This window comes from Methylobacterium trifolii (assembly GCF_022179685.1).
In the GTDB taxonomy this organism is placed as follows: Bacteria; Pseudomonadota; Alphaproteobacteria; order Rhizobiales; family Beijerinckiaceae; genus Methylobacterium; species Methylobacterium trifolii.
The window spans coordinates 1-14,877 of record NZ_BPRB01000104.1 but is presented as its reverse complement, the minus strand read 5'-3'; the positions used below and the strand labels follow the sequence as shown (position 1 = coordinate 14,877).

Genomic DNA, 14,877 nt, shown 5'->3' with positions numbered 1-14,877 from the left:
CCCGCAAAGGGGGGAGGGAGGCGATTGTGCCGGATCGCCGTACCATCATCGAAGACAGGCGGGCACGGCGATGGGGCTGACCCTGGCCATCGAGAACTTCGCCGCCCTGCCGGATGGCGGGCCGTTGAGCGTCAGCCTGTCCGGCCGGCGCGGGATCGACATCGGCCGCGACCAGTATCTCGACTGGACGCTGCCGGACCCGGACCGGGTCATCTCCGGCAAGCACGCCGAGCTGCGCCACCGCGACGGCGGCTACTGGCTGCACGACGTCTCGCGCAACGGCACCTTCCTCAACCGCAACCCCCAGCGCCTCCAGGAGCCGCAGCGGCTCAAGGACGGCGACCGCATCCAGATCGGCCAGTACCTCATCCTGGTGCGGATCGACGGGGAGGGCGCAACGGATGCCGGTCCCGCGGCCCCGGCGTCCGCGGGCGTCCCGGCCGGGGAATACTGGGACCCGCAGGGCGAGGTGCCCCCGCCGATCCCGAGCCGCGACCTGCGCCCGCCCGCGGCGCTGCGCCCGGTCAAGCCCGACTTCATCGACTGGGCGGTCGACCTGCCGGGGGAGCGGTCACCCGCCGCGCGCCGGGCCGCGCCGCCGGAGGAGGCCATGGACTGGGCCCGCGCCAGCCCGGAGCCTTCGAAGCCGCAACCGCCGCCCCTGCCGACGCCGCGCCGCCCGCCCGAGCCCGGCAAGGCGCCCCTGCCGTCCTGGGCCGACGCGCCGCCGCCGGGCCGGCCCGAGTTGCGGGCAGCGGAACCGGCCGGCGACAATCCCTGGGGCGCCCCCGCCCCGCGCCTCGGCACCCCGGAGCCCCTGCCGCCGATGCCGGCGCCGGACGCCCCGGCGCGACTGCGGCCGGAGGAGGCGCGCCCGCCCGCCAGGGCGCGGCCCGACGAGGACGATGCCGGGTTCGCGAACCCGCGACAGCCGGCAGGTCCCCAGCCAGACGCGGAGGCCTTCGTGCGGCGCTTCGCGGCCGGCCTCGGCATCCCGCCAGAGACCCTGTCCTGGCAGGACCCGGGCGATCTCGCCGAGGAGGCCGGCCTGCTGCTGCGGCTCTGCGCCGAGAACGTGAAGCAGCTGCTCGCCGCACGCGCCGAGTCGAAGCGGGCCGCGCGGGCCTCCAGCCACACCATGATCCAGGCCCTCGACAACAACCCCCTGAAGTTCGCACCCACCGTGGACGATGCCCTGCGCATCATGCTCGGGGCCCCGTCGAGCGGCTACCTGGAGGCGCGGCGCGCCATGGAGGCAGGGTTTCGCGACCTGAAGACCCATCAGGTCAAGACCTACGCCGCGATGCAGAACGCCCTGCGGCTGCTGATGGAGGACCTCGGCCCCGAGGGCATCGAGGCCTCCGACGAGAAGGACCGTGGGCTCGGCGGCCTCCTCGGCTCCCGCAAGGCGCGCCTGTGGGACATCTACACCACCCGCTGGGACGCCCTGGCCTCTCCCCACGACGACGGCATGATCGACGCCTTCATGCTGTTTTTTTCGGATTGCTACGACAACAGCCGGTAGGTTTTCTCGGACGATCCTTCGGACGGGGAGCGCGTCGGTGGAACCTGATTTGGGGTCTGATGGTCGAAATCCGACATAGGGTATCTGCCGTTTGCAACCGGTTTCGACCCGCATGCGTCGTATCGCAAGCACATCCCATTTCGACGAAGCGGACGTTTTCGCGCGGCACGTTTGACGCCTCATAAACGAGGCGTTCCTTTCCTTGACCGATAACCGCACGCTTCCGACATTTCATAGGGCGCCATGTATGGCATTCGGTGGCAATGATGGAGGGCAAAAATTTGGTTGGCGGCGAGGAAGATCAGTTTGTCTCACATATACGTGAAGTGCTTCCATTAATCGATCGCATTGCCGCCGTTCGCGAAGTCGGTCTTGGTGATCGCGTCTTTTATGCGGCTGTAGAATATGTGCAAAATTTCGTCATTGCAATAGACGAAGGCGATGGAGAGGCCAAGTTAACTGGTGATTCAATTGAATTTATTGCAAAGAACTGGTTTTCAGTCGCTTTTTATCACGTCGATAGCTGGTATCGTGACCGGTACGGTGCTGCATTGGACAGAAAAACTGACAATCGTATTAAAGGTGTTGTAGAGATTGCTGGAACGCCCTTCGCACTTGACATTCCGACGGTGCGAACGCGCCCTGGCAAACCCGGCGAGACCATCTGGATCGGCTTTCCTGATGGCGTACGCGACGATGAGTTCCCGATCGCTTGGGTCGAGGCTGGTCCAAATATTGATAAGCTCGATGAAGAGGATCGGGGTCTGGCCACGGCAGAGGTTTACGAGACCGCTGGAAAGCTCCGCTACATCAGGACGAGCTTGATGGCGGTTGCCCAGAGCGACGAACAGCTCGTCGGCCTCATGGCAGGTATCCTACCTCGACTTGAGAATGCCGCATCGCTCCTCTTGCGGCCGCAGAGTGTATCCGTCCAGCATGCCTATTGGGAGATGCAACTCGCCTGCGAACATGCGCTGAAGGCTCTACGGCAACAACAAGCAGGCACCTACCGCGAGACGCATGACCTCTTCAAATTGTTCGATGATACCGATCCCAAACCCGAATTTGCACGGGAAGTATTGAAGCGAATGCCCCTGTCGCGTGATATCGCCGATATGCGGTACGGAGTCGGAGATTGGCGGAGCCGCCGTGAGTGCCACAGGACTTATCGAGACGTTCTAACCATCGTAGCCGGCACTATCTGCGCTCTTCGTAAGTGTGGCATCGGAAGGGCTGAGTTCGAGATTGGGCGACCGCCTTGGCTCAAATCTGTCGGAAAATTGCGATAGCTGACGTTTAGTCGAATGATACAGACTGTTTCACTCTGCTCCCCATACTCCGCATAAACCCGAGGCTGGAGCCGCGGACAACCCTGCCTCCGCATTGGCCAGACCAAAAAAAGCCGCTATGCATCGGGGCGTGACCGGGCCCGTCACGACCGCCCCGGACGCCGTCCGGACGGGCGAGGCGGGCGCGGGGCGGCAGGGCGGCTTCCATCCCGGCCGGGAGAGCGGGCGTCGATGTCTTGGAAGAGCAAGGTGGTCTGGTCCGAAGGGTTGTTCCTGCGGCCGCACCACCTCCAGCAGAACGACCGCTACGTCGAGGGGCTGGTCGAGAGCCGGACCCGGCACGTCACCCCCTACCCGTGGGGCTTCTCCACCCTCGAGATCGACCGCGACCTCGCCCAGCAGAGCCGCTTTTCCGTGCGGCGCGCCACCGGCATCATGCCGGACGGGACGCCCTTCGACATCCCCGGCGACTCGCCCCTGCCGCCGCCCATCGACGTGCCGGAGAACGCCGGCAAGCAGGTGGTCTGGCTGTCGATGCCGCTCGGCGCCCCCAACACCCGCGAGGTCGAGCCGGCCGAGGCCGAGAGCGCGAGCCGCTTCGTGCCCGCCACCGTCCGCCTGATCGACACCACCTCGGCCCTGCGCGTCGAGGAGGAGATCGACGTGGCCCAGCCCCGCCTCGCCTACGAACTGCGCAAGACCGCCAAGCCCGGCTACGTCGGGCTGGCGGTCGGGCGCATCGTCGAGGTGCGGGACCGGACCATCGTCTTCGACGAGACCTTCGCCCCGCCGGTCCTGGCCTGCTCCAGCCACCCGGTCGTGCACGGCTGGATCGAGCGGGCCATCGGCTGGATCGAGAACAAGCTGGAGGAGCTCGCCCGCTACGCCGCCGACCCCACGGCCGGGGGCGGCCTGCAGAGCGCCGACTACTTCATCCTGCAACTGCTCAACCGGCACATCCCGGTGCTCCAGCATTTCGAGCAGTCCCGCTACATCCACCCGGAACGTCTCTACGAGGAGTTTTTGCGCCTGGCCGGAGAACTCGCCACCTTCACCACCGCCGAGCGGCGGGCCCGGACCTACCCGGCTTACGACCATGACGATCTGGAGAACACCTTCGCGCCGCTGGTGCGCGACATCCAGGACTTCCTCTCCGCCCAGCTCGGGCGGCGCGCCATCCGCCTGGAGATCATCGAGCGGGCGCCCAACGCCTTCGTCTCGATGATCCGCGACCGCAACCTGTTCCGCAACGCCAGCCTCGTGCTGGAGGTCGCCGCCCGCCGGCCGCTCACGGAGATTCAGACGCAGTTCCCGCAGCTGTTCAAGGTCGGCCCGAACACCAAGATGAACGAGATCGTCCACGCCCACCTGCCGGGCGTGACCCTGGTCCACCTGCCGACGCCCCCGCCGCAGATCCGGGCGATCACCGACCACGTCTACTTCCTGCTCGACCGGCAATCGCCCCTCTGGCCGGACTTCTCCATCGCCAGCTCGATCGGCATGCACTTCTCAGGCGACTGGCCGCAGCTGGAGCTGGAGCTGTGGGCGGTGCTGGAGGGGCGGCGGTGAGCCCGCGCCTGATGGCGGCCGCGCCATGAACGACCCGTTCGGCCGCAGCGACCGCACCATCATCCTGCCCGATCCGGGCGGGCGGCGGAAACCGGTGGAGCCGGCGCCCCCCGCCTACCAGCCCCTGCCGCCGGTCCAGCAGCGCCGCGCGCCGTCCCCCGACCAGGACGACTGGGCCGATTCCGACTTGGCCGCCCGTGCGCAGGCCCCGCCCGCGCAGCCGGTGCCGGGGGAGCGCCAGCGCGCCCTGGTGATGAAGCGGGACGTGGTGGTGGCGCCCAACGCCAACCCGTTCCTGCGGGCGGCCGGCCCCCTGCTGCTGCTGCTCGGGCGCCTGCGGGTGCAGCTCTCGCACGCCTCGTTCTCGAACCTGATGGAGCAGGTGGCCGCCAGCATCGACGACTTCGAGACGCAGACCCGCAGCGCCGGGGTCTCGGCCGAACAGGTGCGGGCGGCCAAGTACGTGGTCTGCGCCACCGCCGACGACATCGTCCAGAACATCCCCACCGACGAGCGCCACGTCTGGACCCAGTACAGCATGCTCAGCCGCTTCTTCGGCGAGCGCGTCGGCGGCGTGCGCTTCTTCGAGGAGCTCGACCGGGCCAAGGTCGACCCGGGCGGGAACTACCACCTGCTCGAACTGATCCACGCCTGCCTCGGAATCGGCTTCCAGGGCATGCACCGCACCTCGGGGGGCGGGGCTGCCAACCTCCAGCAGATCCAGCGCAACCTCTACGAGCTGCTGCGGCGCACGCGCCAGGTCAGCCGCGAGGTCTCGCCGCGCTGGCAGGGACAACTGATCGTGCCGGAAGCCTTCCGCGTCCAGATCCCGCTCTGGGCCACGGGGGCGGTGATCGCGGTGCTGCTGCTCGGCTTCTTCCTGCTGCTGCGCACGCTGCTCACCGGCAACGCCGAGGCGACCGCCGACGGCCTCGTCACCGTCCACCCCACCGGCGAGATCGGCCTCCAGCGCCGGATCTACACCCCGCCGCCGCCGCCGCCTCCGCCCCCTCCCGCGAGCCAGGCGGGCCAGTACCAGGAGGCCCTGCGCGCCGAGATCGCCGACAACTCGATCGCGGTGATCGAGAACGGCAGCCAGATCGTCCTGAGGGTGGCCGCCGCCCTGTTCGCCCCGGCCGACGCCCAGGTGAAGCCGGCCTTCAAGGGCCTGGTCCAGCGCCTCGCGGGGCTCCTGGAGAAGGGCTCCGGCCCGATCAAGGTCGTGGGCCACACCGACGTGATCCCGATCAAGACGGTGCGCTTCCCCTCGAACTTCGTGCTCTCGGAGGCCCGCGCCAAGGCGGTGGCCGAGATCATGAAGGCCGGGCTGACCAAGCCGGAGCGCGTCGAGGTCGAGGGCAAGGGCGCCGACGTGCCGGTGGGCTCCAACAAGACGCCCGAGGGGCGCGCCCGCAACCGCCGCGTCGACATCGTCGTCCCGCGCAACCGCTGAGGATGAGGGCGATGGGGCACCCGCGCACAGGAGGCGGCCGATGACGCTCCGTGCAGGCTTGCGCATCGCGGCGCTGGTGCTGGGGGCGCTCGCCCTCTCGGCCCTGGTCTGGTGGGCCGGCCCGCTGATCGCGGTGGCCGATGTCCGCCCCCTGGAAGCCGCCTGGCTCCGCGCGCTGCTCTGCGCCCTCGTCGTCCTGGCCGTCGCCGGGACGATCGGCTGGGACCTCTACAAGCGACATCGTGCCCTCGAAGCCCTCCAGGCCGAGATGGCGGGCCCCGAGGAGCCCGGCGACGGCGAGGTGTTGAAGGAGCGCATGGCGGACGCGCTGGCCACGCTCAAGAAGTCCCGCGGCGGCAAGGGCAGCCACCTCTACGACCTGCCCTGGTACGTCATCATCGGCCCGCCCGGCGCCGGCAAGACCACGGCGCTGACCCGCTCGGGCCTCAAGTTCCCACTGGCCAAGGGCCGGACGCCTGAGGCGGTGGCCGGGCTCGGCGGCACCCGCTACTGCGACTGGTGGTTCACCGAGGACGCCGTGCTGATCGATACGGCAGGCCGCTACACCACCCAGGATTCCGACCCCAAGGGCGACCGGGCGAGCTGGATCGCCTTCCTCGACATGCTGCACCGGACCCGGCCGAAGCAGCCGATCAACGGCGTCATCGTCGCCATCAGCCTGTTGGACCTGCTCACCGGCGGCGACGAGGGCGTCGAGGCCCACGCCAACGCCGTGCGCAAGCGCCTCGTCGAGCTGCACGACCGGCTCAAGGTGGATTTCCCGGTCTACGTCGTCTTCACCAAGGCCGACCTCGTTTCCGGCTTCACGGAGTTCTTCGGCCAGCTCTCGGAATCCGACCGGCAGATGGTCTGGGGGCACACCTTCCAGACCGCGGAGAAGACCCGCAACATGATCGGCGAGGTGCCCGCCGAGTTCGATGCCCTGGTCGAGCGCCTGAACGAATGGATGCCCGACCGGCTCCAGGACGAGGTCGCCCCCGTCAGCCGCGTCGTGCTGTTCGGCTTCCCCAGCCAGGTCGCGGCCTTGCGCGGTCACGTGGTCGACTTCCTCGGCCGGGTGTTCGAGCCGAGCCGCTTCCACGTCAACGCGACGCTGCGCGGCTTCTACTTCACCTCCGGCACGCAGGAGGGCACGCCGATCGACCAGCTGATCGGCGCCCTGTCGCGCAGCTTCGGCTCGGAGAACGTGGGGGCGGCCGCCTATTCCGGCCGGGGCAAGAGCTTCTTCCTCACCGACCTGCTGCGCAAGGTGGTGATCGGCGAGGCGGGCTGGGTCTCCACCAACCGGGTGGCGATGCGCCGGGCCAACGTCCTGCGGCTGGCCGCCTATGCCGGGCTGGCCCTCGGCTCCGCGCTGCTGGTGGGACTGTGGTGGACGAGCTTCCTGCGCAACGAGCAGCTCGTCACCATCACCAACGGCCTGACGGGCAAGTACCGGGCGGACGCCGCCGAGATCCTGCGCGAGCCGGTGGTGGCCGACCGCAACTTCTCCAAGGTGCTGCCCCTCCTCAATGCGCTGCGCTACCTGCCCACCGGCTACGCGACGCGCGACGAGGGCACGCCGGTCCTGGCGACCTTCGGCCTGAGCCAGCGGCCCCGCCTGCGCTCGGCCGCCGAGACCAGCTACCGCGCCGGCATGGAGCGCCTGTTCCGCCCGCGCCTGATCTTCCGCCTGGAGGAGCAGCTGGAGGCCAACCGCGCCAATCCGGGCTTCGTCTACGAAGCCCTGAAGGTCTACCTGATGCTGGGCGGCCGCGCCGACGCCCCCCTCGACCGCCCCCTGGTGGTGGCCTGGTTCCGGCGCGACTGGGCGGAGAACCTCTATCCCGGCGCCGGTTTCGCCCGTGGCCGGCAGTTGCTGGAGGACCACCTCCAGGCCATGCTCGACCTCGACGACGGGGGCCCGCCGCTGGTCTCGATCAACCAGTCGCTGGTCGAGGACAGCCAGCGGACGCTGGCCCGCCTCAGCGTCGCCGAGCGGGCCTACGAGATCCTGAAATCCGAGGCGCGCCCGGCCACCGCCCGCGACTGGACCGTGCAGCGCGCGGCCGGCCAGGATGCCGGGCTGGTGTTCGAGGCGGTGGGCGGGGCCGACCTCGACAGCGTGCGCATCCCGTTCTTCTTCACCTACGACGGCTTCTTCGAAGCCTTCATCGACCGCTTCGGGGACGTCGCCGACATCGCCGAGCGCGACCGCTGGGTGGTCGGGCCGGCCGGCGAGCAGCAGGCCTACCGGGCGCAGTACGGCTCCCTCTTCGCCGACCTGCTCAAGATCTACGCCCGCGAGTTCCAGCAGAACTGGGCCCAGACCCTGCGCAAGCTCAAGGTCCGCTCGCTCACCGCCGACAAGCCCCGCTACCTCGCCCTCCAGGCCATCGCCGCCCCGACCTCGCCCCTCAAGCTGATCCTCGAATCGATCCGCGACGAGACCCGCCTGACCCGCGAGCGGCCGGCCCGGCCCGGCGCGGCGGGCGGCCCCGCGGATGCGCGTGCCGCGCGGGTGAAGTCGGTCCTCGGCGCGGCGGCCGGCCGGGAGGCGGAGCAGCGCATCGGCGCGGTGCTGCCGTCGAGTGCGGCCAACGTCGCCACCTCGCTCGGCCGGATCGCCACGGAGGGCGGCCTCTCGCCGACCGGCATGGCCCCGGTGGACCGCTTCGCGGGGACGGCCAACGACGCGCCCGGCGCCAACGTCGAGACGGCGTTCCGACCCTTCCACGTCCTGATGGAGGGGGAGGGAGGGCGCCGCGCGGTGGACCAGTTGGTCGCCACCCTCAACGAGATCAAGAACACGGCGCTGGAGGCCGCCAACCCCAACCAGGCGGCGGGTGCGAACAACGCCCTGGTGACGCAGACCACGGCGCTCCGGTCGCTCGCCGCCCGGTTCCCGCAGCCCTTCGAGGCGATGATCCGCCAGGTCGCCAACGAGTTCGAGGGCAGCGCCACGGGGGCGGCCGTGAGCCAGATCGCCAAGGCGCTCTCCGACGAGGTGATCCGCGAGTGCCAGCAGATCGCGGCCAACCGCTATCCCTTCATGCGCGCCAGCGACCGGGAGGTGCCGCTGGCCGATTTCGCCAAGCTCTTCGCCCCCAACGGCGTGTTCGACCGCTTCTTCACCCAGAACCTCGCCAGCCGCACCGACCGCTCGCGCCCCGTCTGGGCCTGGCGCACCGACGATCAGGTCGCCCGCGGCCTCTCCGTTGCGACCCTGCGGGAGTTCCAGCGCGCCGCCGAGATCCGGGACGCCTTCTTCGCCACCGGCGGTACGATGCCCTCGATCGCCTTCTCGGTGACGCCGCTCTCGCTCACGGGCGACGCCGCCCAGGCCAAGCTCGACGTGAACGGCAGCGTCGTGCTGACCCAAGCCGGCGTCAACACCCCGGCCACCGTGCAATGGCCGGGGCCGGCCAGCCCCGCCCGCACGGTGCTGCAGATCGAGGGCACGCCGAGCTTCTTCGGCGGTGCGGGAGCGGCGACGGTGCTGCTGGAGAAGACCGGCACCTGGTCGCTGTTCCGCATGCTCGATGCCGGCTCCGTGCTCAAGCAGGGGGATGCCGTGGTGGCGACCATCACCGCGGGCACGCGCCAGCTCTCCTACCGGTTCAGCGCCACCACCGTGCAGAACCCCCTGGCGCTGCCGGCGCTTCGCGAATTCCGCTGCCCGACGGGGATCTGAGATGCCCTGCGGACTCTACGGCAAGCTCCCGGCCAAGCGCGACTTCATCGCGCTCGCCACCCCGCGCGCCTTCCTGGCCGCCTGGGAACCCTGGATTCAGGGCGGCCTCTCGGCGAGCCGCGCCAGCCTCGGCGAGGGCTGGAACCACGCCTACCTGCGGGCGCCGATCTGGCGGTTCTGGCTCGGGGCCGACATCGCCGGGGAGACGGTTCTGGGGGCGGTCATGCCCTCGGTGGACGGCATCGGCCGCTACTTCCCCCTGACGCTGATCGGCCGGGCGGGCGACGGGGCGATGCCGCCGCCGGAACTGGACCCGTTCGACGCCTGGTTCGGGCTCGCCGAATCCTTCCTGCTCTCGACGCTCTCGGACGGGGCCTCCTTCGAGGCGATCACGGCGGGCCTCGCCAACCTGCCGGACCCGGTCTCCGCCCGCCTGCCGCCACTGAGCGGTGGCGCGACGCGCCTGCGCGGCGGGGCCCTGGTCGCATCCGCCGACGCCCAGGATTTTACCATTGCCCTGTCGGCCCTGCGGGCGCTCGGCCATGCCGGCCTGCATGCGGGGATGAGCTACTGGTGGAGCGCGGGCGGCGAGGGTTTCCCGCCTCTCGCCTGCGCCTGCCGGCGGATGCCGGACGCCTACGCCTTCGCCGGGCTGCTGACGGGGTGCTTCGATGCGCATGCCGCCTGACCCCTCCGCCCTGGCCGAGCGCACCGTCGTGGCGACGGCCGAGGCACTGCGCATCGAGGCCGGCTTCGTCACCCATCCCGGCATTGTGCGGGAGGAGAACGAGGACCATTGCCTCGTCGCCCCCGACCTCGGGGTCTTCGCGGTGGCCGACGGCATGGGCGGCCACGAGGACGGGGCGTTCGCCAGCGCCACCGTGGTCGAGGCCCTGTCCTCCATCGGCGCCGCGGTCTCGGCCGCCGACCTGATGGCCCGGCTGGAGGACCGGATGCTGCGCGCCAACGCCGCCCTCTGGTCGGCGGGGCAGGCGCAGGGCGCCATCGTCGGCTCCACGGCCGCCGTGCTGCTGGTGTTCGGGCGCGACTTCGCCTGCCTCTGGTCCGGGGACAGCCGGATCTACCGCATCCGCGAGGGCGCCATCGTCCAGCTGACCCGCGACCACACCGAGGGGCGCGACCTGTTCGAGCGCGGCCTGCTGTCGGCCGCCGAGATGGCGACCTGGCCGCGCCGGCACGTCATCACCAAGGCGGTGGGCGTGCGCGACTTGCCCGAGATGGACCTGGAGCAAGGCGTCCTGAACCCGGGCGACGTGTTCGTGATCTGCTCGGACGGCCTCACCGGCCACGCCTCGGACGACGACATCCTGCTTGCCGCCGGCACCTCCGCGCCGCAATGGGCCTGCGACGCCCTGCTGGCGCTGACCCTGGAGCGGGGGGCGGCCGACAACGTCACCGTCGTCATCGTGCGCTGCGGCCTGCCGGCCGCCTTCCCGCGCCGGGCCTCCGCGGTCACGGTGGCGATGCCCGGCCCCGCCGCCGGGGGGAGCGCCTGATGGACGAGCGCACCATCGTCGAGGCCAAGGCGCGGATCAGGGCGGGCCCCGGCACACGCCTCAACGACCTCTACCAGATCGACGACCTGATCGCGGTCGGCGGCATGGGCGAGGTCTATCGCGGCCACGTCATCGAGACCGGCGACCCGGTGGCGATCAAGACCATCCGCCCGGATTTCGCCGAGAACGCCCACGCGCTGGCCCTGTTCCGCAAGGAAGCGGCGGCCCTCTTCAACGTCCACCACGGGGCGGTGGTGCGCTACTTCGTGTTCTCGATCGACCGCCGCCTCGACCTGCCCTACCTCGCGATGGAATACGTCACCGGCGAGTCCCTGGCCGAGGCCGTCAAGGGCGGCCCGCTCCCCTTCGCGAGCGTCGAGATCCTGCGCCGCCGCCTCGCCTCCGGCTTCCAGGCCGCGCACGAGGCGGGCATCGTCCACCGCGACGTCTCGCCCGACAACGTGATCCTGCCCGCGGGCGACCCGGCGCGGGCCAAGATCATCGATTTCGGCATCGCGCGCGCGCCGGTGGGTGGGGCGACGGTGATCGGCGACGGGTTCGCCGGCAAGTACAGCTACGTCTCCCCCGAGCAGTTCGGCCTCCAGGGGGGCGTGGTCGACGCCCGCTCCGACATCTACAGCCTGGGCTTGGTGCTGGCGGAGGCGAGCCTCGGCCGCCCCCTCGACATGGGCGCCAACCCCGCCGACTTCATCGCCCGCCGCTCCGCGGTTCCCGACCTTGCCGGCGTCGATCCCCGCCTCGTCCCGCTGCTGGAGGCGATGCTGCGGCCCGACCCGCGCCTGCGCCCGGAGAGCATGGCCGACGTGGCGGCCTGGGGAGGGCCGATCGCTGCGACGCAGCTCGTGCCGCCCGCCGCACCCCGCCGGTCCCGGCGCGGGCTCGTCCTGGCGCTGGCGGGCGTCGGGATCGTCCTCTCCGCCGGGCTCGTCCCGTTCCTGCTGCGCGGACCGGCCGAGCCGCCGCCGAGGCCCGACACGGCCCAGCCCCTCGCGGAGCGCGTGCCGTCGCCGCGCCGCGAGCCGAAGCGCGTCGAGGCGCCGCCCGCCTCCGATCCGGTCCCGCAGGGCGAGGCGACCGAGGGGCGGCGTGCGGCCGGCCCGCCGCCGGCTCGGGCGCCGCGCGTGGAGGAGGGCGCCCCGTCCGCTCCGCCGCAGGCGGCGACCGCCGCCCTCGATCCGCCCGCCGTCCCGCCCGCAATCACGGAGCCCGGCTCGCCGACGATGGAGCGGGTCGCGGCCTACATCCGTGACTATCCGGGGGGGCCCTGCGTCTTCCTCAGCCCCGTGACGGTGAGCCCGCGGGAGGCCGCGGTCGAGGCCTACGGCACGGTGCCCCAGCCCTTCATGGCCTTCGACACGGCGTTCCGCCGGGCGCTGGGCTTCGAGGCGAAGATCCAGCTGCGGCAGGTCGAGCCCCCCCAATGCCCGGTGGTCGACCTCCTGGCGCAGCAGGCCCGGAGCAGGCCGCAGCGCGTGCCGAGGCTGAAGCTCGACCAGGACCGGATTCGCAGCGGCGAGGCGTTGCGCGGCAGCGTCGAGCTGCCCGAGGACGCCAGCCTGCAACTGCTGCTCGTGGACGGCGACGGCCTCGTGCACGACCTCGCCCCCTACCTGAAGCGCGATCGCCTGCAGGCCCGCTTCACCGTCCGCCTGGAGGTTCCGGCCCCGGCGCGCGCCCGCGCGCAGCTCCTCGTGGCGGTGACGAGCCCGGGCCCGCTCCCCGGCCTCGGGGAGGGCGCGCGCAGCGAGGCGGTGTTCCGGGCGATCGGGCAGGAGGCGGACCGGGCGAACGCGGGCGTCGGGTTCGCCGTCCGCTACCTCAAGGTCGGCGGGTGAGCCATGCGTGCTGCCAGGCCCACCCCCCTCACCGAGGAGGACTGCCTCGACACCCTGATGCGCCTGCGCTTCGGGGATGCCCCCTGCAAGGCCTGCGCAGCCCGCGCCGGATACCTGCGCGAGAGCCGCAACCGCGCCTTCTCCTGCCGGGCCTGCGGCCTGAAGGTGTTCCCGTGCCAGGGCACCCCCTTCGCCAAGCCCCGGCCGGCCCTGCCCGCGTGGTTCCTCGCCATCGACCTCGCTGAACGGGGCGCGCCCGGCGCCCGCGCGATCCGGCGCCGCCTCGGCACCGACCGCCGGACGGCCGCGGAACTCGCCGCCGGCATCACCCGCCTGAAGGCCACCGCACCGGAGCACTGGTTCCCGGAGATCGCCGCCCTCGTCGCCGCGCACCGGGAGGCCGGCGCCGCCCCGGTGCCCAAGTCGTCGGAGCGCGAGACCCTGTGGGAGACCCTGCGCGCGACGCTCACCCTGCCGCAGGTCGAGGGACGGCCGCTGGCCGGCATCGCGGCCATCGCCGTGTTCATGCTGGCCGGCGCCGGCATCGGCTGGCTGATGGTGCCCCAAGTACCCGAGCCCGATGCGGAACTCGCCCAGGCCACCGCGATCCTGTCGCTGGGCGAGGAGAAGCCGGTCATCCTCGTGAGCGCGGACGTGGCGGCCCAGCTCTACGACGTGACCGACGTGGACGCCGATCCGACCTCGCCCCTGGCCTCCTCGATCCGCGTCGCCCCGAGCCTCGAACCGGGGGGCAAGCCCGCGGTGCTGGCCCCCGTCGCGCCGCCCGCGGTGAAGCTCTCGGCGGGCGCGGCCAAGTCGCTGGTGGAGGGCAATACGGGTGCCGTGCGCGAGAGCGCCCGCGACCGCCCGGAATTGGCCGCCTACACGGCCCTGGCGAGCGAGCTGGAGGCCAAGGGCCCGCGCAACCCGGACGAGCTCCTGGTCTTCGGCCCGATGAAGATCCGCCGCTACCTCGTGGAGAAGATCGTGCGGGCCTCGCGGGCCACCAGCGTCGATCCGGTGCTGCTGATGGCGATCGCCGACAAGGAATCGAGCTTCAAGACCGAGGTGCAGGCCCAGACCTCCTCCGCGTCGGGCCTCTACCAGTTCATCGAGAAGACCTGGCTCGGGGTCGTGCGCGAGTTCGGGCCGCGCTACGGCCTGGAGAAGGAGGCCGCGCTCCTGACAGCCGGGGACGTGCCGGCCGCGCAGCGCACCCGGATCCTCGACCTGCGCCGCGATCCCTACCTCTCGGCAGTGCTGGCGGCCGAGATGCTCAAGCGCGACAGCCTGCGCATCGCGCGGCGGATCGGCCGCAACCTCACCGGCGGCGAGGTCTACCTCGTCCACTTCCTCGGGCCGGACGGGGCCGAGCGCATGATCGACGAGGTCACGCGCAAGCCCGACACGGTGGCGGCCGAACTCCTGCCGAGGCCTGCGGCCGCCAACAAGCCGATCTTCTACGGCGCCGGCTCCAAGAGCCTGTCGGTGGCCGAGGTGCGCGGCAAGTTCGAGACCATGATCTCGCTGCGCCTCGACCGCTACCGCAGCGTCAAGGGCGTGAACGTGCCGCCGGAGGCGCCCGTCGTGCCGGTGGCGGCCACGCGCTGAGGCCCACCGCTCAGATGGAGGAGGCCACGGAGCCGAAGCCCATGGCGCGGGCGCGCTCGCGCACCTGCGCCTTCTGGTCCTCGCGCAGCACGTCGAGGAGGGGGCGGGCGACGGAACTCATCCGCATCGCCGCGCCGATCCCGAAGGCGTCGCTCGGGTTCTGCCCCGCGCGGACCAGGGCGGCCTGCTGGCTGCCGATCTCGGCCAGCATCTGCTCCACCGGGAACCAGTAGGGCTCCTGGTCCCGCGTGAGCCGGAGCGAGAGCTTGATCCGGCGGATCTCGGCAGGCGTGAGCACGCCGTCCGAGCGCCGCTCGGGCGCCGGCCGCAGGACGGGCGGGCGCGCGGGCGCGGCCGGCTGCG

Annotated in this window: 9 protein-coding genes and 1 pseudogene; 9 read left to right on the top strand and 1 reads right to left on the bottom strand. The window is 71.3% G+C overall.

Annotated elements, in window-relative coordinates:
* The 9 genes from tagH to COGEMETH_RS10210 form a co-directional block, all read left to right on the top strand.
* The coding region (gene tagH, locus COGEMETH_RS10250) for a type VI secretion system-associated FHA domain protein TagH (RefSeq protein WP_238182476.1) at positions 1–1,525 on the top strand (1,525 nt) is incomplete at its 5' end.
* Positions 1,526–1,791: 266 nt separating this feature from the next.
* The gene (locus COGEMETH_RS10245) at positions 1,792–2,814 is read left to right on the top strand and encodes a HEPN domain-containing protein (protein ID WP_238182475.1); all 1,023 of its coding nucleotides are present in this window, start codon (positions 1,792–1,794) and stop codon (positions 2,812–2,814) included.
* Positions 2,815–3,045: 231 nt separating this feature from the next.
* Positions 3,046–4,383, top strand: coding sequence for a type VI secretion system baseplate subunit TssK (gene tssK / locus COGEMETH_RS10240; protein ID WP_238182474.1), 1,338 nt, complete (start codon positions 3,046–3,048; stop codon positions 4,381–4,383).
* 25 nt (positions 4,384–4,408) lie between these two features.
* Positions 4,409–5,836 (top strand): type IVB secretion system protein IcmH/DotU, encoded by a 1,428-nt coding sequence (gene icmH / locus COGEMETH_RS10235; RefSeq protein ID WP_238182473.1) that lies wholly within the window; start codon positions 4,409–4,411, stop codon positions 5,834–5,836.
* Positions 5,837–5,876: 40 nt separating this feature from the next.
* A complete protein-coding gene (tssM, locus tag COGEMETH_RS10230; protein ID WP_238182472.1) occupies positions 5,877–9,530 on the top strand; it encodes a type VI secretion system membrane subunit TssM in 3,654 nt (1,217 codons plus the stop codon).
* Between the two features lies 1 nt (position 9,531).
* The gene (gene tagF / locus COGEMETH_RS10225; RefSeq protein ID WP_238182471.1) at positions 9,532–10,218 is read left to right on the top strand and encodes a type VI secretion system-associated protein TagF; all 687 of its coding nucleotides are present in this window, start codon (positions 9,532–9,534) and stop codon (positions 10,216–10,218) included.
* Positions 10,208–11,047, top strand: a complete 840-nt coding sequence (locus COGEMETH_RS10220) for a PP2C family protein-serine/threonine phosphatase (protein ID WP_238182470.1) — start codon at positions 10,208–10,210, stop codon at positions 11,045–11,047. Before tagF ends, COGEMETH_RS10220 begins: the two co-directional genes overlap by 11 nt.
* Positions 11,047–12,903 (top strand): serine/threonine-protein kinase, encoded by a 1,857-nt coding sequence (locus COGEMETH_RS10215; protein WP_238182469.1) that lies wholly within the window; start codon positions 11,047–11,049, stop codon positions 12,901–12,903. The genes COGEMETH_RS10220 and COGEMETH_RS10215 overlap by 1 nt, the downstream gene beginning before the upstream one ends.
* A gap of 3 nt (positions 12,904–12,906) precedes the next feature.
* Positions 12,907–14,514 carry a transglycosylase SLT domain-containing protein gene (locus COGEMETH_RS10210; RefSeq protein ID WP_238182468.1) on the top strand — a complete coding sequence of 536 codons (1,608 nt, stop codon included), beginning with the start codon at positions 12,907–12,909 and terminating at the stop codon, positions 14,512–14,514.
* 10 nt (positions 14,515–14,524) lie between these two features.
* Here COGEMETH_RS10210 and COGEMETH_RS10205 read toward each other — a convergent pair.
* Positions 14,525–14,877: pseudogene (locus tag COGEMETH_RS10205) on the bottom strand (hypothetical protein); the annotation flags it as partial.